This is a genomic window from Acinetobacter sp. NIPH 542, from assembly GCF_000369825.1.
Taxonomy (GTDB): domain Bacteria; phylum Pseudomonadota; class Gammaproteobacteria; order Pseudomonadales; family Moraxellaceae; genus Acinetobacter; species Acinetobacter oleivorans.
The window spans coordinates 122,542-146,907 of the sequence record NZ_KB850208.1 but is presented as its reverse complement, the minus strand read 5'-3'; the positions used below and the strand labels follow the sequence as shown (position 1 = coordinate 146,907).

Sequence of the window (24,366 nt, the reverse complement as noted above, 5' to 3'; positions counted from 1 at the left end):
TGTTTCTACACCCGTTTTTGTAGACGTGACACCCAAAATGGAGCGACCCACGACATTGTCTGAACGAGAATAAAACCAAACAGCAATGCTAACGGTGATAAAGGTTTAACATTGCTCAAAATCAAAATAAATCCAACGATCATGATTGCAAATTTGCCTAACATGCCCCTATACATGTTAGACAGCACTTGTTTTGATGCTCTCGCACCTGCTGTCCTGAAGGATTGCCACGAGAAATAACTCATAGCAAGCCAGCAAACCAGTGCACCAAGTGCCGCACTTAATGCTGCTGTCATGTCTTTTATGCTCCACGCCACTAGGGCGGAAACAGGGATCATACATGCTTGTAAGAAGACCAAAGCTTTTGCTAATCGTCGGTCAATCAAGCGACTAGTTTGGCTCATTATTTATCCACTCACAGCATAAATGCTTGACAAGTTTAGCTGATGATCGCTTTTAATCGCAGGCATTATAGAGTTACACCCCTGAACATGCAATCTTTTCCCGACTTTAGTCGGGGTTTTTCATGACAGGTGGTGCTGACGCTACAGTCAGCCTTTGTTTATTTTTTATCTTACTTTTGCGTACTTAATACACATTTATCTGTTTTTATAGCCAGTTTCTTCCATGCAGTGACGAAATCATCCTCGTTATTCATGCTCTCGTCTACGGGTTGAAAAGTAATGTTACCTAATTTTTGATACTGACTTTTAGTGGTAAAACTTTCCGCCAACAAACACATCTGACCTTTTGGTCGATTATCATTAAGATACTTAATTTGGGCTGCTGTTGGTGCAACATGAGGATCATCTGTCAAAGCGCCTGCGAACTTTAAATTTAAAGAGCGTTCTAAATATTGATAGGCATCATGATATGACCAATATGGTTTACCATTACTTGTACTGTCGTAAGCTTGTGCTGCCTGAAACATTTTGCGAGCAAAGAGATTAGCATTATTCCAATATTTAGCCTTATTTTCAGGATGCTGCTGAGAACGTAAAGCTGCAATAAAGAAACCGATTCGAACTGCATTGTTTGGCTCTAACCACACATGAGTATCTACTGTATTAGGCAAAGCTACACCGCGGGTACTACGCAGGGGTAAAACAGAAACTATGCCACTATCTAATAAGGCAATCGCTTTCTTATTATTACCTAACAATTTATTTAGAGGTGCTTCATGAGCCTTACCCAACCAAATGACCAATGATGCATCATTAATTGCTTTACGGTGCGCTGGGGTTAATTGTACGTCATGCCCAGTTTGTCCCTTTAATAAGAGTTGTGGTTCTTCAACACCTTGAGTGACTTCTTTTGCAATCAGATAGATCGGGTGTGTAGAAACCACCAAACCCTGACTCCACCCTAACGTACTCAAAAGAGAGAACATACTGAAAACAAAAAAACGGAACATGACAGACCATCAATTTAAATTAGCTCGAAGCATGTTATAATATAACAAAGTTACAAAAATACCTAAGATTAATCGAATGAAGCATCGCTTCATGCTAATATTCCGTTAAAAATTCGAGGTTATTTCTATGAGTTCCTGCTCGCATGAACATCATGATTCTTTGCATGGTGTACATGATCACCATAATGTCGCAAACCGTTTAGCTGAAGCAGAAAATTTATGTTCTGCGACTGGCGCACGACTTACGCCTTTGCGCAAAGAAGTTTTGGAACTCATTTTAAATGCTTCGGGTCCAATGGGCGCCTATGACTTACTCGCACGTATAAAAAGTCAAACTGATCGTCCGGCTGCTCCTCCAACTGTATATAGAACTTTAGATTTTTTATTAGAAAAAGGTTTAATCCATCGCCTAACTTCTATTAATGCCTATATTCCCTGTTGCCACCCTCGCGAAGGCCACCAAGCAGCATTCCTAATCTGTACCGAATGCCACATGGTTAAAGAAGCCTCTTCTCAAGGTTTAACTCACCAGCTTGACCAACTTGCAGCGTCAGATGAGTTCGTGGCTCAACACAGCATTATTGAAATTTCGGGGAAATGCCAACAGTGCCGCACAACTCGTTAAATCCTGTATTAATTCAGCTTGAGCAGGTTTCTGTTCATCGTGATAATCGGGAAATTTTAAAAAAAGTTGATTTTGCTCTACATCAAAATGAAATTGTGTCTTTAATTGGACCAAATGGTGCTGGCAAATCAACACTGATTAAAGTTCTACTCGGTATTCTCCAGCCGAGTAGCGGACGTATTGTTAATTATAAAAAACTGAAAATGGCGTATGTGCCACAAAAATTTAATCCTTCACACAGCCTACCTTTGCGTGTGCAAGATTTACTTGATTTAGAAAAGTGTAGCCCTGCCCTTCGTCAGGAAATTATTCAAGACACTGGCATCTCCAAGTTACAACAATCAAAAGTACAACAACTTTCCGGGGGTGAGCGCCAACGCGTATTACTAGCGCGTGCCCTACTTCGTCAGCCAGATATTTTAGTTCTTGACGAACCGATGCAAGGTTTAGATATTCAGTCAGAAGCTGAACTTTATGAATATGTCCGCAGTCTGCCAGAACGATATGGTTGTGCAATCTTAATTGTTTCTCATGACTTACAATGGGTGATGGAAGGAACACACCGTGTGGTGTGTTTGAATAAACATATTTGCTGTAGTGGGTTACCTGAGAATATTCAACAACATCCTGAATATCAGGCAATCTTTGGAACTCAACGGGTTTTCTATCAACATCATCATGATCATTGCGCTCACGGTGATGCAGCACACCCCTGCCCTCATAACGACCGTCCTCACATCCACCCAGAACCGGAAGCTTAAGCCATGATGGAATGGTTACAATTATTGTTACCCGCATGGATTATGGGAACCTTATTGGTGTTTTTAACCGCACCTCTTGGTTGTCTAATGCTTTGGAGACGCATGTCTTTTTTTGCTGACACCATGGCACACGGAACACTACTTGGAGTTGCTATCGCAGGTGCTTTAAGCCTCCCTCTTTGGCTTGGTGTTGCAGGCACTGCGGTTTTACTGGTCGCAATTTTATGGGCCCTACATGACAATCGCTTACCCAATGATGCGCTCTTAGCCTTATGTTCAGCGACATTACTCTGTAGTGGTTTATTATTTATTCAACATGTTCCAAGCCTAAGACCAGAACTTTTAAGTTATTTATTTGGTGACTTACTTAGTATTGATTGGCCCGACTTACCTGTTTTCACTTTAATCATTGCACTATCACTCGCGATTCTTTATCGCTTTTGGCAGCCACAAATACAGTTTGCAATTGATCCAGATATTGCAATTAGTGAAGGGATAAATGCGAACTGGCAACGTCTTATTTTTATGCTGTTATTGGCTTTATTTACTGTCTTAGCTTTACGTGCGGTGGGTTCTTTGCTTATGGGTGCATTACTCGTAATACCAGCTTTAAGCGCTCGCCTACTAGCAAATTCACCAAAGCAAATGGTCGTTTGGGCATTTGTGTTAGCTCAGCTTGGGGTGAGTGTAGGCCTATGGTCAAGCGCAGCACTCAACATCTCTACAGGCTTAAGTATTGTTTTATGCATGGCCTTAACTTTCGCCGTTATTTTCATAACTCAAAAGCTAAAAAATCAGACACAGGCGGCCTAAATTAGGACGCCTGATGAACTGTACTCAATAATAAAGCCGCACAACTAAACATCACAGCAAAACCTCGATTCAAATATTTTTGCTGTTTAGGGGAGCGAAGTAATCTTAAAACCTTTGATGCTAACCCTGTATATCCAGCCATTACAATCAAATCAATCGTAATCATTGTTACAGCCATAATCAGGTACTGTATCCATTGAGGCTTACCCAAATCTAGAAACTGGGGTAAAACAGCTAATAGAAATACAATCGCTTTGGGATTACTAATATTGACCACAAAGCCATTTAACAGCAGAGCAGAAATAGACTTATTCTTTTTTTCATGTTGAATTTCTATATCTTTTATAGGCGCTGTCCACTGTAAATAAGCAAGGTATAACAAATAAATCACACCAAACCATTTAACAAACTGAAAAGCCAAAGGTGTCGTTGCAAATAAAACCCCCACGCCTGCTGCCACCACTAAAATTTGAAGTAGCAAAGCGATTTGCAAACCTATTGCATTCCAATAGCCATGCCTAAAACCATAGTTTAGGCCACTCGACATTGAAGCAATTGCTCCTGCACCAGGTGAGATACTAATGACCCAACAGGCCAACATATAAGCGAACCAAACTTGCAGAGACATAGCAAAAAATAGACTATAAAAGTGGAATTATACTGTTTTATAAAGCTATCTTAGTCAGAATTCAAACAATAAAATCAAGAAATAGACTACTAACGGCTCTTCGCATCAGGCACAATAATTAAAGCTCATACTAAATTATAATTGAGGAGATACCTTCCAATGACTGCTCAATCTGTCATTTTGCCATTGCCATCAGATCATGCTCGCTTCATTGTTCTTCGTTTAAAAGACTTATCAATTGATGAATTAAAAAAACAAATTGGAGCTTTATTTGAAGCACGAGACCGTCTAATTACTCAGCATTCTGATGCTCAAATTAAAACAGCAGTCGCTTTTGGTCCTGAACTATGGAAACAGCTCTATTCGCAAACTCCTGTAGGATTTAAACAGCTTGAGCCAGAACAAGGTGCATTCAACATGCCATCTGTGCCAGCAGATGTACTCATTCATATTGCCAGCATGCGCTCTGATATTTGTTTTGCATTAAGCCAAGCATTTTTTGAAGGTATTAAAGATAAAGTCGAAGTTCTTGATGAGCGTGTTTGCTTCCGTTATTTCGATGGTCGAGATATTACAGGTTTTATAGACGGTACTGAAAACCCTCAGTTCCCAGATGATCGTGCAGAAACAGCTCTTCTACCTGAAGAGGCTGGAGTATTTGCCGATGGTAGTTTCATTTTCGCGCAGCGCTATGCTCATGATTTAGAAAAATGGAAAAAATTGAAAGTTGATGCGCAAGAAAACGTCATGGGTCGCACCAAACTTGAATCTATTGAATTAGATGATGATGTTAAGCCAGAAAATGCCCATGTTGCCCGCACTGTTGTTGAGGATGATGAGGGCGAAGAAATGGAAATCTTGCGCCATAGCCTACCTTATGGCGATGGCCGAGGTGATCAGGGCTTATTTTTCATCGCCTATACTAAAGACCTGAGTATTATTGATGCCATGTTAAAGCGTATGTTCGGCACAAGTGGAGATGGTATTCATGACCGTTTATTGCACTTCGTGACCCCACTTGATGGCGCTTATTATTTTGCACCTAGTGAAGAATTACTAGAAGAAATTCTAGAAGACTAAAAATAAAAAGAGGAGCATAAGCTCCTCTTTTTAACTTCTCATTATTAGAAAGGAATACGCTTATATTTGCGGTATTCAGGTTTCCAGAATGATTGATCAATTTTCTGTTGCAACAAATCATCACTAATCGTTACAGCTACACCATCAGCCATAGCGGCTTTCGCAACTTCAAATGCAATAACTCTAGAAACTTGTTGAATTTCGCCTAAAGGTGGCAATAAATCAGCTTGTGGATCTTTAAGCAATGGAGAACAATTTGCTAAAGCACTACTTGAGGCCATTAACATATTTTCAGTAACGCGTTTAGCACCCGATGCCACTACACCTAAGCCAATGCCTGGGAAAATGTATGAGTTATTACACTGAGAAATATTGTAAAGTTTGCCATGATGATTCACAGGAGCAAAAGGACTACCTGTTGCAATTAATGCTTTTCCTTCAGTCCACTCCACAATATCAGCAGGTACAGCTTCAACACGCGAAGTTGGGTTTGACAGTGGCATGACAATTGGACGTTCACAATTTGCCGCTAAGGTCTTAATGATTTCTTCGGTGAACAAACCAGGTTGACCAGAAACACCAATTAACACTGTAGGCTTCGCATTTTTAACAACATCAAGTAGTGAAATCACTTCTTCAATATTGCCCCACTGATCAACCACCTCAGCTTTTTGTGCTAACTTACGTTGGAAGTCGAGCAAGTTTGGTTGATTCTCAGTGATCAAACCAAAACGGTCTACCATATAAACGCGAGCACGCGCTTCTGCATCGGTTAGACCTTCAGCAACCATTTGAGCAACAATTTGCTCCGCGATACCACAACCCGCCGAACCTGCACCTAAGAAAGCAATTTTTTGATCTTTTAATTGCTTACCCGCTGCACGACTCGCAGCAATTAAACTACCAACCGATACTGCTGCTGTTCCTTGAATATCATCATTAAAACAGCAAATTTTATCGCGATATTTTTCTAAAAGTGGCATCGCATTTTTTTGTGCGAAATCTTCAAACTGAATTAATGCTTTTGGCCAACGACGCTTCACAGCATCAATCACCATATCTACAAATGCGTAATATTCATCGCCGCTAATACGCGGCTGACGCCAACCCATATAGATCGGATCATTTAACAGTTGTGGATTGTTCGTTCCAACATCAATTGTGATTGGTAATGTATAAGCTGGACTAATCCCACCACAAGCGGTGTAAAGCGAAAGTTTTCCAATAGGAATCCCCATTCCGCCAATACCTTGGTCACCAAGACCTAAGATACGTTCACCATCAGTAATCACTATGACTTTTACATTATTTTTATTTACGTTCTGCAAAATATCATCAATCACATCACGATCTGGATATGAAATGAAAACACCACGATGACGACGATAAATATCAGAGAAACGCTGACATGCCTCACCTACTGTTGGGGTGTAAATAATCGGCATCATTTCTTCAAGATGATTTTCGATTAGATGATAGAACAAGGTTTCATTAGTATCTTGGATATTACGCAGATAGATATGTCGGTTGATATCATCAGTAAAAGCGCAATATTGTTGATAAGAGCGCTGGCTCTGCTCTTCAATAGTTTCAATAATATGGGGGAGTAAACCGTGTAAGTTAAAGTTACTTCTTTCTTCTTCAGTGAAAGCAGAACCTTTGTTTAGAAGTGGTAACTCTAAAAGTGTAAAACCTGCATATGGGATATAAAGGGGATGTTTACTTGGGTGTCCTGATATCATTGCCTATCTCATTTTCCAGCTTAGAGTAGAGAAAAACACGTTTTTGTATGGTCTCTAAAACTCTTTGTGCGTATAAGCTTAAGCCTAATTCGTTCAAAATAGATATTTTAAACCGTGATGGTAAAATTGAAGACTATTTAGTTAAAACATGTATAAAATTAAACAATAAATATCAATATCTTAATAATTTTATATTTTTAAAAAATCTTTTATTATTTTAATTTTAGCGGCCTAAACTATATATTTTAATACTACCATATATTTCTCCAAGAAATAATAGTAGGTTTTTAGTGTCATTTACTGATTAGAAAATCACAGAAGGCTTGTATTTATTTGTTTTTAGAATAATGAGACAGTCCTCCCTGCAATATTCATTTAAAAAATAATACTCGGTAAGTTGCACAAAAAGAATTACTCGAATATTAAATCCACTCCCCTAACTCCTAGGAAATTTGCTATATTTGACGTTTTTCTGCGACATCTATTTTCGATTGATATGAATACGGCAATACAAGCAGCTCTCGACCATGCAGTGCAAACTCTTCAACAAGAAGGGGTGCTTCCTTCCGACTGGAAAAACACAAGCAACTTAACACGCACCAAAGACCGAAGCCATGGCGACTTTGCTTCTAATATTGCCATGATCGGCTCGAAAGCTGCTGGTATGAAACCACGTGATTTAGCTGAGAAAGTTCTAACTGCATTACCAGAAGTTGCAGATATCAGCAAAGCTGAAATCGCAGGACCTGGTTTTATTAACTTCTTTTTAAATGCAGACCAGCGCTTTGCTATTCTTGACCAAATTCAAGCACAAAAAGAAATCTTTGGTCGCAGCCAAGCGAATGCGGCGAAAAAGATCCAAGTTGAATTTGTTTCTGCAAACCCAACGTCTAGTCTACATGTAGGACATGGCCGTGGTGCTGCATATGGTATGACTGTTGCCACGTTACTTGAAGCAACAGGTGCTAAAGTTGATCGTGAATACTATGTGAATGATGCCGGCCGTCAAATGGACATTTTGGCGACTTCTACTTATTTACGTTATTTAGAATTACTAGGCCAAAACCTTGTATTTCCAAAAAATGCTTATCAAGGCGATTACGTTAAAGAAATCGCACAGACTATTATTGATAAAGATGGCGATGCCTACCTTCGTGAAGTGGCTGATGTCTATAAAGATGTACCAGAAGACGTACAATATGCAGAAGAACTAGATAGCGACGGCAATAAAGTCGTTTTATCTGGCGACAAAGAAAAACATATTGATGGCCTTATTGCCAATTCACAACAATTGTTAGGTGAAGGCTACCGTGTATTCCACCAAGCTGCTCTTCATGCCATTTTAGATGACATTAAAGATGACCTTGCTGACTTCGGTGTAACTTTCAATCAATGGTTTAGTGAAGCATCTCTTAGTGCAAAAATTGATGAAGCTTTAGAAACACTTGATCAACGTGGCTTCCTTTATGAAAAAGATGGCAACATCTGGTTTAAATCAACTGAATTTGGTGATGAAAAAGACCGTGTTGTTAAACGTCGTAATGGTCAAACTACATACTTTGCATCAGACATTGCATATCACTTGAATAAATTACAACGTGGTTATACGGACCTAATCGACATTTGGGGTTCTGACCACCACGGTTATATTTCTCGCGTAAAAGCGGCAATTGATGCAATGGGTTACGACTCTAAAAAATTAACTGTACTTTTGGTTCAGTTCGTAAGTCTATGGCGTGGTGGCGAGATGGTTCAAATGTCATCTCGTTCTGGTCAGTTCGTGACTTTACGTGACTTGCGTAAAGAAGTGGGCAATGACGCGGCTCGTTTCTACTACGTAATGCGTAAGAGTGAACAACACATCGATTTCGACCTTGACCTTGCTGTGTCACAAAGTAAAGACAATGCTGTGTATTACATCCAATATGCACATGCACGTATTTGCCGTATGTTAGAAAAAGCAGCAAGCACAAACTTACCATTCGATGTAAACACTGCTCGCCCACATGCGGCACGCTTGTCTCTTGATGCTGAAACTGAAATTCTTTCTAAATTAGCAGCTTATCCAGATGCTGTGTTGCGAGCTGCAAATGCGTATGAACCACATCAGTTGGGGAACTACTTAAAAGAGTTAGCTGCCTTGTTCCACGGTTGGTACAATGAACATAAAGTATTAAGCGATGATGCCGAACTTACACAAGCACGTTTATTACTTTCAATCAATGTACAACAAGTGTTGCGCAATGGTTTAGAGTTGCTTGGTGTATCTGCACCAGAATCTATGTAAAAATTATATTGCATGGCAGTAAATAAAGGTCATGCAATATATAGTAAGCAGTGGTTTGTAGAGTTAAAATAGCTGATACGAACCACTGTTTCAGCATCGTAATACGAGACTCAAACTCGAATTAAAACAATCAAAATACAGAGGAATAATCCACGTGTTTGGCAAAACGCAACGCGGTGTATCTGAAAGACCTAACAAGCCTAAAAAGCCCCTAATTCCTAAATGGTTAGGGACACTTGTCGCTATTTTGGCGGTCTTATGTATCGCTGTAGTGCTTATGCTTTGGAAACCTTGGCAACCTGTTCCCGCAAAAAATCAGATTACCTCTGAACACTATCAAGAAGAAGATACCAATAAAGACTATCGTTTCTACGATCTATTACCTCAACAACAAGTAACACCTATTCCAGAACAAGCAATTCCTGAGAGTAAAAATCAAGGTACAGCCATGATTGTTGAGGCACCAAGTGCAGCTCAACCAGCAGCTTCAGAAAGTGCAGGAATTGATGCTAATCCCTCAGTCACTACTCCTCAGCAGCCTACCTATATTTTACAGGTTCGCAGCTATAACGATCCCGATCAGGCTGACGCTCGCCGTGCAGAAATCATTTTGAATGGCTTATCTGCAGATGTAGTCAAAAGTAGTGAAAATGGGCAAATATGGTATCGTGTTATTTCAGGTCCTTATGACTCCCAAGATGCTGCATTGGCCGCTCAACAAACCTTACAACACAGTGGCATTGATTCTATCGTGATCAAACGCAAGTAAAGGGCAAATAAAAAAAGGAACAAATAATTGTTCCTTTTCTTTTAAATATCAGCACAATTCCTTTCATTAGTACCCATTCCCTTTTGTTTCGCTTTCTGAAATGCGGATCTTTGCTGAATACGATGTAAAAAAGCCTGAATATTAGGGTATTTCCCTTGCAAACGTGATTGCAAAGCTTCCAGTGGGAAACTCATTTGAATATCAGCAAATGAAAAATCGCCTGCGAAATATTCATGCTCTGCCAAATAGTTTTCTAAAAAACTAATATGATCTTTCATACGTGGGCGAACAAAATTTGCCTTCACGCCTTCCGTGATTCTTTTTGCTACTGGTTGAATTAACCATGGCACATGCTTGTTTACACTATTCATGACTAAAGTCATGACTAATAGTGGCATAAGTGAACCTTCAGCATAGTGCATCCAATAAATATACTGCTGTAAATCTTGGGGCTGTGTAGGTTTAAATTGCTGCTTCTGATCATAACGCTGCTGTAAATATTCCAAAATCACAGCAGATTCTGCGATGACTTGCTCATCATCAGTCAAAATCGGAGCTTTACCTAAAGGATGAATACATTTCAATGTTTCTGGAGCGGAATAGTTAGGTAAGCGTTGATAATAATGAATATCATAATCTAAGCCTAATTCTTCTAAAGCCCATAAAATTCGAAACGATCGCGAACATTCCAGGTGGTGTACACTAATCATGTTATTGCCTGCTTTTATTTTTCTTTTTTCATAAAAAACAGCATGTGAACATGCTGTTTTATTCCATTTGTGGAATGGATATAAAATCATCCACCTCCACAAAATAGCATTTTTACACTGTAACAAGCACAGTATGAATGTCTAAACTACGTAACAAAGTTTTAGTCACTGGCGTTTTACTACATACCGTTAAGATTTTTTGCTGAAGTTCTTCATCTGGCAAGTCTTTAAAAACGATACGACGTTCAATATGTTCTTCATGCTCTCTATTGGTATGAAAATCAATTTCAACCGAGAATTCACCAAAATCATAACCCTTATGTTTCGCATACATTCTTAAAGTAATGAGCGTACACGCGGCTAAACTTCCGGTGAGTAAATCATAGGGTGCTGGGCCTTGGTCCTGCCCTTCAAGTTTTTCAGGCTCATCACAAAAATATTGATGACGACCACTGGTGATTTCGCCCTTCCATTGCTCAGCAAGGGGCTTTGCTTTGCTACTTGCGATTACTGCTGTCATTTTGATGCTCTCATTTGATCTGGAAGAACAGGGGCTTCTAAACGTGCACCCACATAATCTGGAATTTCACCAAAACGCGCATCATGGTTAATCCATTGCTCGCGCGCTTCTTTTAAATCATCCATTGTACGTGCAACAAAATTCCACCAGAGTAAAATTGGCGTTTCAAACGGTTCACCACCAATCAACAAAATCCGATTGCCTTTTTTTACTTCAATCTCGATTTCACTAAGACCCGTATCTAATACCACCATGTTGTCAGCAGTTAACTCATGACCATTTACATGGGCAACACCATCTAATGCCATAAAACCATATTCAAACTCAGGATTTAATGGAATACGAGTTTTGGTATCTTCGGTAGCAATTAAGTCGACACCCACTAATGGCGTATGTACCACTACTGGAGAAGTCGTTGCCAAATATTCACCCACAAGAACAGTAAATTCTAGACCGTCTTTTTCAACAACAGGTAGCTCTGGGTAATGTTCAAATTTCGGATCCATATTGCGCTTTTGATCTGGCAAAGCAATCCAAAGCTGCGCAGCGTGCATTTGAGTTTCTGTATCAGGCGCAACTTCTGTATGTGAAATGCCATGACCTGCCGTCATTAAGTTCACTTGCTTAGGTCGAATAAGTTGTTTTGAACCCAAGCTATCGGTATGCATCATGGTCCCTTCAATCATCCAAGTGAAGGTTTGCAAACCAATATGAGGATGAGGACCAACATCTAAACCATCACCCGCAGGAAAGGTGACTGGGCCTGCATGATCTAAGAAACACCATGCTCCAATCATTCGTTTTTGTCGGCTAGGTAAAGCCCGCTTAATGACTGTCCCCTGTCCAATTTCAGCAGAGCGAATTGGAAATTCCTGAATAAACTGATTGGCAAATTTCTCGCAATCCTTTGAATCAGAAATATCGTAATCATTATTATTGCTCATGATATTACTCTCTTTTACCTATGCTTTTGCAATGAGTTGTTGTACTGATCTTAACAATACACTCATTATTCAATATAGTCTTTTAGTAATACACAGGGTGTTATGAATGAGACAATCCATTTTTAATTATAGAAAAATTAAAGCTGCATGATGCAGCTTACGATGATTGTGTTTTAACGAGCTGTTTTAGGTTTTTCATGAACAATCCAAATTGTGGGAAAAACTCTTGAAATAGAGGGTGGTCTCGATTTTCCAACATAACTTCACTAAAAAGTTTTAGTCCAACCCCAAAAGATTTTGTAGTTTCATCATCAAAAAAATCTGCTCTTTTTAAACGCTCCACAATTTCAAAGATATCGTCATGATTACCCACATAGAACTCAAGACGCTCTGTATATGTAGAGGCCTCTCCTTTTGGATTCTTTAGATGTTGTACAGTGACATGATATTGATGTTGTTTCATATATAAATTCTCTATTAAAAATTTAATGACTTTGGATGATTTCGACCTGTTTAAGATCGATTTGAAATTGTGTAAATACTGACTGTAAAGATGCTAAAAATTGCTCTTGTTTAGCGGCTGTTAGATCTGTACAACGAATTTGCAATAATTGATTATTCTTGACTGCTGGTAAGTTAAATTTAGCTTCATCCCGTTGTGGTTGACGATTTGAAATTAAACCCGCTCCGACTAAGTCGTTCACTACCCGATAAACTGTGGCTAAACTTAATTTCTGTTTTTGGACATATAACTTTTGGTAAATCTGTTTAACAGTTAGATCTTCTGCTTGCTGTTGAATTAAAGACAAAACAGCAAGCCTTGGATGAGTGACTTTTAGGCCAGCTTCTTTGATTTTATGCTGTAGCTCTAACATTTCTATTTCCAACCTATAATCGCCCAATTGCAACCGCAGCTTGATCAATTTTTTCGGCAATTTGATAAATCTGCTCTTGCTGTAAACCTGCCGAGTTCAACTTCAAACGTAAGGCAGTCTTTAAGTTTTCCATTGCACGATGAATTTCGATTAATTCATCATTACTGTGAATTTCACGTCTAAGGCGTAATTTTTCTAATAGCTCATTCAACTTATCTTGTTGTTCAGTTAAGTAGGCTTCTCCAACTTCTGTGATTTGATATTGCTTACGCTCTACGTCTAACAAATTAATCAAGTTCATTTCTTCAAGACTAGTTAGCGTTGGATAAATTGTTCCTGCACTCGGGGTATAGCCATCGCCTACCAAATCACTTATTTCTTTAATAATTTCATAGCCATGCTTTGGGCTTTGCTGAATGAGGTGAAGTACTAAAAGTTTCATACGTCCAGCTTCAAAAAGTCTTCCGCGACGCCCTGAACGGTGATGTTCTCGATGATGCCCATTGTGTTCAGCATGATGATGTTCTGATTGTTGTTTCATCTTTTAAAAACCTAAAAATGATCAATTTATAATTATTAAGATATATCTTAATATATCTTTTATCAAGTATAAGTAATAAGAATAGATTTATCATTTTGATAATTATAAAAATTAATTTTAGTATTTAAAAGTTAAGTAATAAAAAAGGACGCTAACGCGTCCTTTTCCTTACCAACTAACAGGGAAAAATTATTCCCACTCAATCGTTGCTGGTGGTTTAGATGACACATCATATACAACACGTGATACATCTTTAATTTCATTCATAATACGTGTTGAGATTTTATCAACCAATTCGTATGGTAAATGTGCAAAACGAGCTGTCATAAAGTCAACTGTTTCAACTGCACGAAGTGCGATTACCCATGCATAACGACGACCATCACCTACTACACCAACTGACTTAACAGGTTGGAATACGGCAAATGCTTGAGCTGTTTTGTCATACCAACCGCTGTCACGAAGCTCTTGCATAAAGATGTCATCAGCAAGACGAAGAATATCTGCATATTCTTTTTTCACTTCACCCAAAATACGAACACCTAAACCAGGGCCTGGGAATGGATGACGGTAAATCATACTGTGTGGTAAGCCAAGTGTCGTACCTAATTTACGAACTTCATCTTTAAACAAGTCACGTAAAGGTTCAACTAACTCAAACTCTAAATCGTCTGGTAAGCCACCCACATTGTGGTGAGATTTAATAACGTGTGCTTTACCTTGTTTACTTGCAGCAGATTCGATTACGTCTGGGTAAATCGTACCTTGTGCTAAGAATTTCACGCCATCAAGTTTACGTGCTTCTTCAGCAAAAACTTCAATAAACTCACGACCAATGATTTTACGTTTTTTCTCTGGATCAACTTCACCAGCCAATGCAGTTAAGAAACGTTGTTCAGCATCTGCACGAATAACACGGATACCCATGTTTTCAGCAAACATTTGCATTACTTGGTCACCTTCGTTTAAACGAAGTAAACCGTTGTCAACAAATACGCATGTTAACTGGTCGCCAATTGCTTTATGTAAAAGCGCAGCAACGACAGATGAGTCAACACCACCAGAAAGACCTAAAAGAACTTTTTCATCACCGATCTGTTCACGTAGTTGTTCTACACGCAAATCAATGATGTGCTCAGGTGTCCAAAGACCACCACATCCACAAATTTTATGAACAAAATTTGCAAGTAATTCTTCACCTTTTGCCGTGTGCGTTACTTCTGGGTGGAATTGCACACCATAGAAACGGCGTGTTTCGTCACTTACAGCAGCAACAGGACAACTTGGTGTGCTTGCAGTAATGCTAAAACCTTCTGGAATCTGGCTCACTTTGTCACCATGGCTCATCCAAACATGAAGTTGGTCTTCACGATCTTGTAAGTTGCCAATCAGTTGGTCACGTTTAACGATATCAACTTCGGCATAACCAAACTCATGTACAGTACCCGGCTCAACTTTACCGCCTAACTGTTCAGACATGGTTTGCAAGCCATAGCAAATACCCAATACTGGAACACCCAACTCAAACACTACTTGTGGTGCACGTGGGCTGCCTTCTTCATGCACACTCTCAGGTCCACCTGACAAAATAATGCCATTTGGCTTAAAAGCGCGAACGTCTTCTTCAGACATATCAAAAGCATACATTTCAGAGTAAACGCCGGCTTCACGTACACGACGTGCAATGAGCTGGCTATATTGAGAGCCGAAATCCAGAATCAGGATACGATCTTCAGTAATTTGAGTATTGGTAGTCATGACAAACCACTAAATGGCAAAAGAATTAAGCGCGCCATTTTAACATTTTTCACGCTTCGGCGCACCGCAAATCATCATATATCTTATTTTTTTCATTTCTGAATCATTTCTATCGTTGAACTCTTTGACATAAATTAATATTTACTTATATTTATCAAACATCTGGATTAGTCTTAAAAACTTCATACGTATTGATAAATTCATCACATTCTGTGCAACATCACCATGAATTTGATGTTAAGATGAGCCGATAAAACAGGCATTACCATGGAAAGGTAAATACCATAAGCGATATTTGTCTGTGCTTAAACAATTATCCATTTTTATGGCTTGTTGCCCCCTATCAAAATCAATAGAAATCTAAGGAACAACAATGCTTCAAACTATGATTGCAGATTTCCAGCAACATTTTTGGTTGTATATCTCTATTCCTTTTATGAGTGGTTTAATTGGCTACATCACCAAGGTGATCGCCATTCAGATGATGTTTTCGCCACTTGAGTTTAAAGGCATTAAACCATTTCTAGGTTGGCAAGGCATCGTGCCACGCAAAGCCGAGAAAATGGCAACAATTGCTGTTGAGCTCATGACAGCCAAGCTCATTAAACCTGAAGAAATTTTTGCACGCCTAGATCCTAAACGTATTGCCAAAGAAATAGAAAAACCACTGCTTGCCGCAGCTGAAGATATTACCCGTGATGTTGCGCAAGAATATCAGCCGGGATTATGGGAAGGCATGCCAGAGTTTGCGCGTCAAAGACTCATTCGTCGTGTGCAATCAAAAGCACCCGAGATTGTTGAACACATCATGAGTGAAGTACAACGTGATGTGAACCGATATTTTGATATTAAACATCTTGTTATTAGCAACTTGCTTAAAGACAAACGCCTACTCAACAATATTTTTAAACGAGTGGGCAAACAAGAATTTAAATTTTTTAGTAATGTCGGATTTGTATTTGGCTTCGGTATTGGTGTGATTCAGATGCTGTGCTGGATTATCACGCAAGGTAAATATCCTTGGATGCTGCCAATGTTTGGCGGCTTTGTGGGTTTTTTCAGTGACTGGATTGCATTACAAATGATGTTTCGACCACTTTACCCTAAGAAAATATTGGGCTACACGTGGCAAGGTTTGTTTATTAAGCGTCAAAATGAAGTTGCAGCCGACTACGCAGCGTTAATTTCCAAACAGCTTTTAACTTCTCGCCACATGATGGAAGAATTATTTTCTGGTACACATTCTGCGCGTGTTATTGATTTAGTTAATCGCCATGTTAAACAAGAAATTGATATGCAAGCAGGTGTGATTCGTCCACTTGTTGTTTACGCAATTGGCGGAGAAAAATATCAGGATATGAAATCGCAAGTTGCTGAACGTATTATGCAACGGCTTCCAGAAACGATGAAATACGTAGAGTCTTATGCAGAAGATGCTATGAATATTCGCAGTACTTTAATTGAACGTATGCAAAAACTAACACCATCTGAATTTGAAGGTATGTTACGTCCTGCGTTTAAAGAAGATGAGTGGGCACTCATTGCAGTAGGTGCAGTGCTTGGTTTTGTGGTTGGGGAATTACAAATCCAGTTCATGCTCTAATTTTACGTTCCTAGAAATAAAAAAACCGGATGAGTTGATCATCCGGTTTTTATTTTGTCTTAAATATTATTTCTCGATTGCATGATCCAAACTAATACGTCCAGCGCCATGAAGCATCAGGAAGAATAAACCACCTGCCATCGCAAGGTTTTTCATGAAATGGATGCCATTGTTATATTGCGCCGCTGCATCAGCACCACCTTGGTGGAATAAAAATGCAGTAAGAATACTAAAGATTCCAAGTCCAAAAGCTGCAAAGCGTGCTTGGAAACCAAATAACAAGGCTAAACCACCACCAAACTCAACCAAGATCACTAAAGGAAGAATTCCTGCTGGAACCCCCATTGCTTCCATATATCCAGCAGTTGCTGCATAACCAGTAATTTTCCCCCAACCTGCAACAAGGAAGATATAGGCGATAAGAAGACGCGCAATAAGGCTAATGAAACTGTCTGCACCTGATTGCGTTACGATATTTTTGACCACTACATTTGGATTAAACATATTGCCACCTTTATTTAAATGCTTATTTATTGATGAGCTCATTCTAGGTTTGGGACATTGATAATTAAATACTCAAAATCCATATATATCGTTGCATAAACGAGATGATCAATTTGTATTTTTTTGATGCTTTATACTGACTTTCTATAGGCTCACTGCTAGGATTTGAGCACGGTTTACCACTTGCTCTCATCATGGAACTTATTGATTTTATTCTACACGTTGATCAACATCTCGCCGAATTTATTATAAATTACGGAACGTGGATTTATGGCATTCTATTTTTAATTATTTTTGTTGAAACCGGTTTAGTGGTTATGCCGTTCTTACCGGGAGATAGTTTGCTATTTGCAGCTGGTGCTTTAGCAGCATCTACAGGTGCGATGGATCCATGGGTACTGGGCACTCTACTCTTCATTGCTGCCGTTTTAGGTGACACAGTAAACTACCATATTGGACGTTTTATCGGTCCACGTGTGTTTGAAATGAATTCCCGATTCATTAATAAACAGCATTTAGTTAAAACTCAAGAATTCTTTGCTCGCCATGGCGGCAAGACGATTATTTTTGCTCGCTTCGTTCCATTTGCCCGCACCTTTGCGCCATTTGTTGCTGGGGCTGGTAGTATGAATTATAAGTTTTTCCTAACTTATAACCTGATTGGAGCATTGTGTTGGGTCGCTTCTTTTGTAACTTTAGGCTATTTATTTGGAAATATGCCAATCGTTAAAGATAACTTTACCCATCTTATTTTCGGCATCATTATTATTAGTGTTTTACCTGGCATCATCGGATTTCTACGTGAAAAACTCAAAAACCGAAAAGCCAATGTTCGAGACTAATTAGAAGAAACGGAATACCACCGGAAGCATACATAAAATGAGCAACATAGCCGATCCTTTATATAAATGATCGGCTTTTATTTTTTTGATTGGACCCGCTAACAACGCTCGTCCAAAAAGCATCCAGAAACTTGCTGCCGGAATCAGGATTAATGTAAAAACACCAAATACAATAAGAAAATTTTCAGGTGAATTCCATGCTTCAGCAGGAAAGATACCCGCTGCAAACAATAAAGCTTTAGGATTCTTTAAGGTTGATAAGAATAATTGACGTGGTCGAATATTACGATGACTTTGACTGAACTGTTGTAAATGCGTGTTCTTCCATAAGTGAAAAGCAAGCCAGAATACATAAAGTACACTCGTAATATGCAAAATGAGCAATAGTGCTGGCCAAATTGGAGCAGCTAAATGAATAAATACAGCCCAAAAGCTAATACCGTAGGCATAGCCTAACCATTCCATTGGAATAAGCCAGAATGCTTTAGATAAACCTTGAGAATGAGCAGCGGTTGCAAGTAAAGCATTTGTCGGGCCCGGAATGAGCAGAACAGCCAACATTGCCAATACAAAAAACCAACTCTCAATCATAAAATTTCCACAACATCCAAGATGGGGCCACCTTAAACGAAATAGGCAAAATATAGCAAGTTTGTGAGGGCTAGTGACTATAGAAAATGCGGGGCTTATTAAGCTTTAAAATTTAAAATGCTTTGATTTATATTAATTTTATTATGAAACATTTTGCTAAACTTTATTCATCACAATATGCCTTAATTAGCATATTGTGATGCGAAATCGACTATTAATTGGTCTTTTTACGAACAATAATTGGGCAATTTTTAAACTGAGCAGCCTGAACTATGGCTTCTTGCTGACCTAAAACACGTGAAAGCTCAGTATTTTTCGTTGAAGAAGATTGTCCCATATTTACAGAGATAGATGGACCGAATCCCCAACCGCCTCGTCCCCAGCCACCACCAAGTCCAAGTCCAACACCCATACCGGTACTTTTCGGAGTTTGTACGCCATTATCGATATATTGTTGGATACGGTTATATTCACTTTGTAGCTGCTGACAGCCCAAAGATTGATATTGAGTCGGAGACACGTAAGTCGGTTTTACCGTCGTAGCACAAGCACCGAGTAATAAAGTGGCTGCCACCAAAGGCGCAATATATAAGCCTTTCATCATTTTTCTCTTATCGTTTTGGCTCAATTTCACCAAACAATATCTCATAAGCTTGAGTCAATTTATGTTCTGGTGCCAAATGAGCCAAAGGTAAATTTTTCTGATGCGATTCTTTCATTAAAACCGAAGGAGGTAACATGCTATTAAGTACAGGCAACCCTTCATCTTTCAACTGCTGAACCACTTCCCGAGGTAATTTTGCTTGAGCTTGAAATTGGTTGACGACAATTCCCTCAATTTCCAAGCGATCATTATGATCATCTTGCGTTTCGAGAACATTTTCAATCAATGTTTGTAACGCGCGCTTTGAAAAGACATCACAATCGAAGGGAATTAAGACTTTATCTGCTGCTATGAGTGCCGATAAAGTAAAAAAGTTAAATGCAGGTGGTGTATCTATATAGATCCGATCATATCGTCCAATTAAGTTTTGAATTGAATCACGTAATTTATAAATTTTATGTTTACTTTCAAGAGCATGTTCAAGAGCACCAAGTGTCGGGCTAGCAGGAAGCACATCTAATTTTGCAAAGGGAGTTGAGTGTACAAAGCTATCAATATCTTTATTTCGTGGGGCTTTTAAAATCGAACCTAATGCATTACCGATTAAACCCTTTTGTTGATTGTTTCCCAACACATCATCAAAGAAATTTTCAATATTTGGTTCTAAAATTGATTTTTCAGCAGAATAGGTTGCGTCATCCCCTAAAAGGTACTGACTAGAGTTGGCTTGAGGATCAAGATCAATGACTAACGTCCTTAAGCCATGTTTGGCACTAATTGCAGCCAAATTTACAGTAATACTTGATTTCCCTACACCGCCTTTTTGGTTAAACACCACACGAGTTAACATGTTTCCCTCTGCATATTTTTTTACTGTACGCAGTTTAACCTAGAGCTTAAGCAAAAAGGCAAAGAATGTAGAACAATTAAGCAAAAACAGGTTTCACAATTACTAAAATAATAATAGCAATAAATGCGATCGCACTAATGATTAAACCCGCCCTACGTTGTGCTAATAAAAGAGTGTCATCTTTTTTAAAGGCTTTCATCAGAGAAGATAACAAGACTAAAAATAGAATAATTTTAGCGTAAAACCACGGCTGTACCTGAAAGTCTTTCATGACCAATAAAATTGCGCCCGTAATAAAAACTACGGTAAACGACAAATGTTGTAAGGCAACTAATATTTTACGTCCCGCAGAGTTTGGTTGCTCCCCTTGTACGCCGACAAACAGAGTTGAAGCGCGTAAGACAAAAACCATAAGTGCGGCAGCCACCGCAGTCATATGAATAATTTTAGTGAGTAAATGTGCATCCATGAAATTAGCCCTTAGCTTTTAGGTGCATGTGCACATTCTGGGCTAGCAGGCGCCTGACCTTGCCACTCACTTGGTAAATAGGCATGAATTGCTAAAGCGTGAATTTGACCTGGATTCATTAAGTCTGAAGCTAAGGCATAAACTTTTTGATGACGTTGAACTAAACGTAATCCTTTAAATTCTTCACTCACTACAATCACTTTAAAATGTGACTCTTTACCTGGGAAATAACCACCATGTCCAGCCGACTCATTAATAACTTCCAAATGGCTAGGTGCAAGGGTTTGTAACCGTTCAATCAATTGTTGTTCAAGGCTCATAGCTTTTCCTTTACGATTATTCGTATATTTGAACCTAGTATACCCTGTCTACACACAAACAAAAGTTGCTCTTGTATGCTTTGACTCCAAACAAAATGTCTATTTATTCGGCAACTTAACGATAAAAATACATCTAATTGCTCATTTCTGTTTTTATTTTATGCAATCAGCATATTTATTTGCATAAAGTTGTTGACCCATGTTTCGCTTAATGTATTATAAGCGGCACGCGGGAATAGCTCAGTTGGTAGAGCATAACCTTGCCAAGGTTGGGGTCGCGAGTTCGAGTCTCGTTTCCCGCTCCAAATTTAAAAGGCCCTAGTCGAAAGACTGGGGCTTTTTTCTTTTCATTGATTCATAATTATTTTTTTATGGTCCATCTATTCACAGCGTAATTCATTGAGAATGGCCCAGCTCAAAGCCAAATATTTTATTACTAGATTCATATTTTTAAATTGTCAGTTATAACAATTCAATCTAGCTATATGTACAAGGCGTTGGAGTTATTCGATGCGTAGATATAAAGGGTAATAATTGAAAACAGTCCAAGTTAAAGCGCTCTAGGCTACAACTTTGTTGTAAACAGATAGAAAAGATGAAGTTAGAATCATATATATAGCTTTCAAAATAATACTCTTCTGTCTTTTGAGCATCATTGGTTAAGTCGAGAAACTGTATATGTTCAGGCAACACATGAAAGTTGAGCTTCTTTAAATGACGGCTCATTCCTTCGCCAGTACATTTGATATAAGCCTCTTTTAAGGTCCATATTTGAAAAAACCGCTGGTATACACTGAATGGATCAGTGAGTTCATTCTCTTTAATCCATTCAATTTCAGTCGGTGCTAGCACACTATCAACACGCATCCACTCGAACTCACGATCTACTTGTTCAATATCCACTCCTATTTCCCCTTCTTCAGTCACAGCGAGGATAATAACGTCCGCTGAGTGAGTAAGATTAAAATACACAGCCTTGCCACCTTCTACAAAAGGCTTCCCGTTGGGATGTAATTGAATATTAACTTGATGAGGTGAGATGCCTAGCTTATCCGCCAAGACAGTCTTCACTAATACGCGAGAGATCAAGAAAAGGCGAGCCGCTTTAGGATGATATTGATCATATCTCAGCTTCTCTGCCGAACTGAGAAAGCCGAGATAATGACTCAATACCATATGGTCTTGTGGTACCCGTGAAACTGGGCAGACATAAACCTGCACTTGGGCACGATCAGACATTAAGAAGCTGTGGTGCTGTTGTATTTCATTAGAACAGGTGCGAGATAGTCAGAAACCGCATCTACATGTGTAACGTGTGGATTATGGCCTGCGCCAGCGATAATATGTATAGGGATATCTGCGCTTATTGTGGTAACAATTGGATCTTTATCTCCCACAATGATTTCAACTTTAGAACGAAGCTCATTTAACAAAGCTGTCTGAGTTGCTCGCTGCTGCGGCAAACTAATACGGTGCATGTACTCACTAATATGCTTGGCTACCGACACTCGACGTAATGAATCCATCGCATAACCAACAGACGGATTTTGTTGTCCATCTGGATGTAGGTCTTTAGCAATCATATCTTTTGGCACAAAACGGAAAATCAGATTAGATATAGCTTGTATCTGAAACATTTTAGCGGCCTGCGCCTGAACAAAATAAGGTGATATGAGGATAAGACGTGCAACTTTATCTGGATATTTCTTTGCAAGATTCAATGCAAAAAGACATCCTAACGAATGTGCAATAACAACACTATTTGGTGCTAAAAGCTTTGCAGCAGCATCAATAAATTGATGGTTGTTGTCTTCCATCATCTCATAACTGCCTGAACGCCCAAGTCCCGGCAGGTCCATCATAGCGACCTGATCGTATGTGATTTTATTGATGATTGGAGACCAGCATGCACTATCGAATGGAATCCCATGTAAAAACAATGCAGATGAGGTGTCAGAACTAATTGGCTGTTTAGTATAGATTTCTGTCCAATATCGATTCTGATAGCTGAAATGACTAGGTGTTGGTACTTGCATACGACCAAAGCGTGTAAGCACCAAACGATCAATCCAACGAGAAAAATAAGGAGTGATATTGATCAGGTCCGCGATGCCCATTTTCGCTGCCATCGCCTCTGCCCCAGCAACATGATAGTGCTCGGTAGAAATGAAAGAGAGTTGTTCTTTAGAACCATCAAGCAATACCTCAGGTAATTTCTCTAATAGACCTTTGGGTACTTGTAAATGTGGTGTGCTGACTCCCAAATGCTCGGCAGCTAGGTGAACGAGACGATGAAATTTCGGCGTCGCAGGATCAAGCAACATATACTCCTGAGCAATAGTCTCAGGATAAGACATCGTTCGAATCAAAAAGCTCACGATATACTGCATATTACATAGTGGCAGGAAAGTGTCACGACCACCTGGCAATGCCAGCAGACGTCCCTGATAGAGCTTATCAATCATGTCAGCAATACCGATATATTGCATATCACCATAGTTATAAAAACCATCAATGACCGTCGCTGGATTTATTGCAATCCATGGCACATTTAAACGCTTACAAGCCTCAATAAAAGCTTGATAACCCAAAATTTTTGAAGCTTCATAGCCACCATGTTTGCAATACAACTCATCAGCCGACTCTTGTGGCGGAGCAGCCACACGATATCCACCAATCCAGATAAATCGCTCAAGCTGCTTCAATGTTGCAGCCCATTCAATCAAGGCAAGTCCTGACTTAATATTGGTACGTTCAGCTTCAGCTTTGCTAATGCCCCAATTAAATGATGCGGCAAGATGATAAATCACATGGATCTTTGCCTGAGCATCCGCTAGCAGAGAGTCCAGCTTAAAATCGCGACTTAAATCATATTCGACAAACGAAATAGACGGATCGACCAGCCCTTCTGTTGCAATGAAACCTAACAGCTTATCTTTCTTGGTTGCGGCATTACGCAGCGCAGCAATCACCTGATGACCTTCACGCAGAAGATCAACGATCAGTCTGCTACCAATAAAACCTGCTGCACCTGTTACTAATATGGTCTTCCGTGAAAAATTATCTTTTTTTGCGTTATTTAAATTATCCATAAATCACCTTATTAGGGACTGGGC

General features: G+C 39.2%; 27 protein-coding genes and 1 tRNA gene. 9 read left to right on the top strand and 19 right to left on the bottom strand.

Features of this window, described 5'->3' with window-relative positions; genetic code table 11:
* Positions 1–5: 5 nt before the first annotated feature.
* Entirely contained in the window at positions 6–404 is a 399-nt protein-coding gene (locus F886_RS18095) for an ATP synthase subunit I (protein ID WP_004795299.1), read from the bottom strand.
* Between the two features lie 170 nt (positions 405–574).
* Positions 575–1,414, bottom strand: a complete 840-nt coding sequence (locus F886_RS18090) for a metal ABC transporter solute-binding protein, Zn/Mn family (protein WP_005309150.1) — start codon at positions 1,412–1,414, stop codon at positions 575–577.
* Positions 1,415–1,541: 127 nt separating this feature from the next.
* Here F886_RS18090 and F886_RS18085 point away from each other — a divergent pair, with 127 nt between their 5' ends.
* The 3 genes from F886_RS18085 to znuB are packed head-to-tail and all read left to right on the top strand — an operon-like array spanning position 1,542 to position 3,613.
* The gene (locus F886_RS18085) at positions 1,542–2,039 is read left to right on the top strand and encodes a transcriptional repressor (RefSeq protein WP_005309148.1); all 498 of its coding nucleotides are present in this window, start codon (positions 1,542–1,544) and stop codon (positions 2,037–2,039) included.
* Complete coding sequence (gene znuC / locus F886_RS18080; RefSeq protein WP_034591560.1) at positions 2,012–2,800, top strand: zinc ABC transporter ATP-binding protein ZnuC; 789 nt, start codon at positions 2,012–2,014, stop codon at positions 2,798–2,800. The genes F886_RS18085 and znuC overlap by 28 nt, the downstream gene beginning before the upstream one ends.
* 3 nt (positions 2,801–2,803) lie before the next feature.
* Positions 2,804–3,613, top strand: coding sequence for a zinc ABC transporter permease subunit ZnuB (znuB, locus tag F886_RS18075; RefSeq protein WP_005309145.1), 810 nt, complete (start codon positions 2,804–2,806; stop codon positions 3,611–3,613).
* 1 nt (position 3,614) lies between these two features.
* On the opposite strand, the gene F886_RS18070 is transcribed toward znuB, so the two are convergent.
* A complete protein-coding gene (locus tag F886_RS18070; RefSeq protein WP_004795303.1) occupies positions 3,615–4,241 on the bottom strand; it encodes a LysE family transporter in 627 nt (208 codons plus the stop codon).
* A gap of 159 nt (positions 4,242–4,400) precedes the next feature.
* Between F886_RS18070 and F886_RS18065 the strand changes: the two genes are divergently transcribed.
* Positions 4,401–5,321, top strand: coding sequence for a Dyp-type peroxidase (locus tag F886_RS18065; protein WP_005309143.1), 921 nt, complete (start codon positions 4,401–4,403; stop codon positions 5,319–5,321).
* Between the two features lie 44 nt (positions 5,322–5,365).
* Here F886_RS18065 and F886_RS18060 read toward each other — a convergent pair whose 3' ends face one another.
* Entirely contained in the window at positions 5,366–7,063 is a 1,698-nt protein-coding gene (locus F886_RS18060) for an NAD-dependent malic enzyme (RefSeq protein WP_004795306.1), read from the bottom strand.
* Between the two features lie 496 nt (positions 7,064–7,559).
* Between F886_RS18060 and argS the strand changes: the two genes are divergently transcribed.
* On the top strand, positions 7,560–9,350 hold the full coding sequence (gene argS / locus F886_RS18055) for an arginine--tRNA ligase (protein ID WP_005309141.1): 1,791 nt from the start codon (positions 7,560–7,562) through the stop codon (positions 9,348–9,350).
* Positions 9,351–9,504: 154 nt separating this feature from the next.
* On the top strand, positions 9,505–10,119 hold the full coding sequence (locus F886_RS18050; protein ID WP_005309139.1) for an SPOR domain-containing protein: 615 nt from the start codon (positions 9,505–9,507) through the stop codon (positions 10,117–10,119).
* Between the two features lie 41 nt (positions 10,120–10,160).
* Here F886_RS18050 and F886_RS18045 read toward each other — a convergent pair whose 3' ends face one another.
* The 7 genes from F886_RS18045 to guaA form a co-directional block, all read right to left on the bottom strand.
* Complete coding sequence (locus tag F886_RS18045) at positions 10,161–10,829, bottom strand: glutathione S-transferase family protein (protein ID WP_034591566.1); 669 nt, start codon at positions 10,827–10,829, stop codon at positions 10,161–10,163.
* A gap of 112 nt (positions 10,830–10,941) precedes the next feature.
* Complete coding sequence (locus F886_RS18040) at positions 10,942–11,349, bottom strand: OsmC family protein (RefSeq protein ID WP_005309135.1); 408 nt, start codon at positions 11,347–11,349, stop codon at positions 10,942–10,944.
* Positions 11,346–12,293 carry a pirin family protein gene (locus F886_RS18035; RefSeq protein WP_005309133.1) on the bottom strand — a complete coding sequence of 316 codons (948 nt, stop codon included), beginning with the start codon at positions 12,291–12,293 and terminating at the stop codon, positions 11,346–11,348. The genes F886_RS18040 and F886_RS18035 overlap by 4 nt, the downstream gene beginning before the upstream one ends.
* A gap of 157 nt (positions 12,294–12,450) precedes the next feature.
* A complete protein-coding gene (locus F886_RS18030; RefSeq protein ID WP_005309131.1) occupies positions 12,451–12,756 on the bottom strand; it encodes a DUF3861 domain-containing protein in 306 nt (101 codons plus the stop codon).
* A 22-nt stretch (positions 12,757–12,778) separates the two neighbouring features.
* The gene (locus F886_RS18025; protein WP_005309130.1) at positions 12,779–13,168 is read right to left on the bottom strand and encodes a Fur family transcriptional regulator; all 390 of its coding nucleotides are present in this window, start codon (positions 13,166–13,168) and stop codon (positions 12,779–12,781) included.
* Positions 13,169–13,181: 13 nt separating this feature from the next.
* On the bottom strand, positions 13,182–13,709 hold the full coding sequence (locus F886_RS18020; RefSeq protein ID WP_005309127.1) for a PadR family transcriptional regulator: 528 nt from the start codon (positions 13,707–13,709) through the stop codon (positions 13,182–13,184).
* A gap of 189 nt (positions 13,710–13,898) precedes the next feature.
* Positions 13,899–15,467, bottom strand: coding sequence for a glutamine-hydrolyzing GMP synthase (guaA, locus tag F886_RS18015; protein ID WP_004795322.1), 1,569 nt, complete (start codon positions 15,465–15,467; stop codon positions 13,899–13,901).
* A 385-nt stretch (positions 15,468–15,852) separates the two neighbouring features.
* Between guaA and F886_RS18010 the strand changes: the two genes are divergently transcribed.
* A complete protein-coding gene (locus F886_RS18010) occupies positions 15,853–17,070 on the top strand; it encodes a DUF445 domain-containing protein (protein ID WP_171056882.1) in 1,218 nt (405 codons plus the stop codon).
* A gap of 66 nt (positions 17,071–17,136) precedes the next feature.
* Here F886_RS18010 and F886_RS18005 read toward each other — a convergent pair whose 3' ends face one another.
* Complete coding sequence (locus tag F886_RS18005) at positions 17,137–17,574, bottom strand: DoxX family protein (RefSeq protein ID WP_004795325.1); 438 nt, start codon at positions 17,572–17,574, stop codon at positions 17,137–17,139.
* Between the two features lie 194 nt (positions 17,575–17,768).
* Between F886_RS18005 and F886_RS18000 the strand changes: the two genes are divergently transcribed.
* Complete coding sequence (locus tag F886_RS18000) at positions 17,769–18,416, top strand: DedA family protein (protein ID WP_005309124.1); 648 nt, start codon at positions 17,769–17,771, stop codon at positions 18,414–18,416.
* Here the strand turns inward: F886_RS18000 and F886_RS17995 are convergent, their stop codons facing one another.
* From F886_RS17995 to F886_RS17975, 5 genes are all read right to left on the bottom strand, one after another.
* Positions 18,417–19,007: a LysE family translocator gene (locus F886_RS17995; RefSeq protein WP_004795327.1), complete on the bottom strand. Its 591-nt coding sequence runs from the start codon at positions 19,005–19,007 to the stop codon at positions 18,417–18,419.
* Between the two features lie 214 nt (positions 19,008–19,221).
* A complete protein-coding gene (locus tag F886_RS17990; RefSeq protein WP_004795328.1) occupies positions 19,222–19,608 on the bottom strand; it encodes a hypothetical protein in 387 nt (128 codons plus the stop codon).
* Positions 19,609–19,618: 10 nt separating this feature from the next.
* On the bottom strand, positions 19,619–20,461 hold the full coding sequence (locus tag F886_RS17985; RefSeq protein ID WP_005309122.1) for a ParA family protein: 843 nt from the start codon (positions 20,459–20,461) through the stop codon (positions 19,619–19,621).
* Between the two features lie 76 nt (positions 20,462–20,537).
* On the bottom strand, positions 20,538–20,930 hold the full coding sequence (locus F886_RS17980) for a SirB2 family protein (RefSeq protein WP_005309120.1): 393 nt from the start codon (positions 20,928–20,930) through the stop codon (positions 20,538–20,540).
* An 11-nt stretch (positions 20,931–20,941) separates the two neighbouring features.
* Complete coding sequence (locus F886_RS17975) at positions 20,942–21,250, bottom strand: BolA family protein (RefSeq protein WP_005309118.1); 309 nt, start codon at positions 21,248–21,250, stop codon at positions 20,942–20,944.
* 229 nt (positions 21,251–21,479) lie between these two features.
* Between F886_RS17975 and F886_RS17970 the strand changes: the two genes are divergently transcribed.
* A tRNA-Gly gene (locus F886_RS17970) sits at positions 21,480–21,555 on the top strand.
* A 172-nt stretch (positions 21,556–21,727) separates the two neighbouring features.
* Here F886_RS17970 and F886_RS17965 read toward each other — a convergent pair.
* Together F886_RS17965 and F886_RS17960 are read right to left on the bottom strand one after the other, a co-directional pair.
* Complete coding sequence (locus tag F886_RS17965; RefSeq protein WP_005309117.1) at positions 21,728–22,489, bottom strand: 4'-phosphopantetheinyl transferase family protein; 762 nt, start codon at positions 22,487–22,489, stop codon at positions 21,728–21,730.
* Positions 22,489–24,342, bottom strand: a complete 1,854-nt coding sequence (locus tag F886_RS17960; protein ID WP_005309115.1) for an alpha/beta fold hydrolase — start codon at positions 24,340–24,342, stop codon at positions 22,489–22,491. The genes F886_RS17965 and F886_RS17960 overlap by 1 nt, the downstream gene beginning before the upstream one ends.
* Between the last annotated feature and the right edge of the window lie 24 nt (positions 24,343–24,366).

Excerpts from the sequence above, each read along its gene's own strand:
- znuB (WP_005309145.1), top strand. The coding sequence starts at position 2,804 with ATGATGGAATGGTTACAATTATTGTTACCCGCATGGATTATGGGAACC.
- F886_RS18000 (WP_005309124.1), top strand. The coding sequence starts at position 17,769 with ATGGAACTTATTGATTTTATTCTACACGTTGATCAACATCTCGCCGAA.
- argS (WP_005309141.1), top strand. The coding sequence starts at position 7,560 with ATGAATACGGCAATACAAGCAGCTCTCGACCATGCAGTGCAAACTCTT.
- F886_RS18005 (WP_004795325.1), bottom strand. The coding sequence starts at position 17,574 with ATGTTTAATCCAAATGTAGTGGTCAAAAATATCGTAACGCAATCAGGT.
- znuC (WP_034591560.1), top strand. The coding sequence starts at position 2,012 with ATGCCAACAGTGCCGCACAACTCGTTAAATCCTGTATTAATTCAGCTT.
- F886_RS17965 (WP_005309117.1), bottom strand. The coding sequence starts at position 22,489 with ATGTCTGATCGTGCCCAAGTGCAGGTTTATGTCTGCCCAGTTTCACGG.
- F886_RS17995 (WP_004795327.1), bottom strand. The coding sequence starts at position 19,007 with ATGATTGAGAGTTGGTTTTTTGTATTGGCAATGTTGGCTGTTCTGCTC.
- F886_RS18090 (WP_005309150.1), bottom strand. The coding sequence starts at position 1,414 with ATGTTCCGTTTTTTTGTTTTCAGTATGTTCTCTCTTTTGAGTACGTTA.
- F886_RS17990 (WP_004795328.1), bottom strand. The coding sequence starts at position 19,608 with ATGAAAGGCTTATATATTGCGCCTTTGGTGGCAGCCACTTTATTACTC.
- F886_RS18060 (WP_004795306.1), bottom strand. The coding sequence starts at position 7,063 with ATGATATCAGGACACCCAAGTAAACATCCCCTTTATATCCCATATGCA.
- F886_RS18035 (WP_005309133.1), bottom strand. The coding sequence starts at position 12,293 with ATGAGCAATAATAATGATTACGATATTTCTGATTCAAAGGATTGCGAG.
- F886_RS18010 (WP_171056882.1), top strand. The coding sequence starts at position 15,853 with ATGATTGCAGATTTCCAGCAACATTTTTGGTTGTATATCTCTATTCCT.
- F886_RS18045 (WP_034591566.1), bottom strand. The coding sequence starts at position 10,829 with ATGATTAGTGTACACCACCTGGAATGTTCGCGATCGTTTCGAATTTTA.
- F886_RS17985 (WP_005309122.1), bottom strand. The coding sequence starts at position 20,461 with ATGTTAACTCGTGTGGTGTTTAACCAAAAAGGCGGTGTAGGGAAATCA.
- F886_RS18070 (WP_004795303.1), bottom strand. The coding sequence starts at position 4,241 with ATGTCTCTGCAAGTTTGGTTCGCTTATATGTTGGCCTGTTGGGTCATT.
- F886_RS18065 (WP_005309143.1), top strand. The coding sequence starts at position 4,401 with ATGACTGCTCAATCTGTCATTTTGCCATTGCCATCAGATCATGCTCGC.
- F886_RS18020 (WP_005309127.1), bottom strand. The coding sequence starts at position 13,709 with ATGAAACAACAATCAGAACATCATCATGCTGAACACAATGGGCATCAT.
- F886_RS18095 (WP_004795299.1), bottom strand. The coding sequence starts at position 404 with ATGAGCCAAACTAGTCGCTTGATTGACCGACGATTAGCAAAAGCTTTG.
- guaA (WP_004795322.1), bottom strand. The coding sequence starts at position 15,467 with ATGACTACCAATACTCAAATTACTGAAGATCGTATCCTGATTCTGGAT.
- F886_RS17975 (WP_005309118.1), bottom strand. The coding sequence starts at position 21,250 with ATGAGCCTTGAACAACAATTGATTGAACGGTTACAAACCCTTGCACCT.
- F886_RS17960 (WP_005309115.1), bottom strand. The coding sequence starts at position 24,342 with ATGGATAATTTAAATAACGCAAAAAAAGATAATTTTTCACGGAAGACC.
- F886_RS18030 (WP_005309131.1), bottom strand. The coding sequence starts at position 12,756 with ATGAAACAACATCAATATCATGTCACTGTACAACATCTAAAGAATCCA.
- F886_RS18040 (WP_005309135.1), bottom strand. The coding sequence starts at position 11,349 with ATGACAGCAGTAATCGCAAGTAGCAAAGCAAAGCCCCTTGCTGAGCAA.
- F886_RS18025 (WP_005309130.1), bottom strand. The coding sequence starts at position 13,168 with ATGTTAGAGCTACAGCATAAAATCAAAGAAGCTGGCCTAAAAGTCACT.
- F886_RS18085 (WP_005309148.1), top strand. The coding sequence starts at position 1,542 with ATGAGTTCCTGCTCGCATGAACATCATGATTCTTTGCATGGTGTACAT.
- F886_RS17980 (WP_005309120.1), bottom strand. The coding sequence starts at position 20,930 with ATGGATGCACATTTACTCACTAAAATTATTCATATGACTGCGGTGGCT.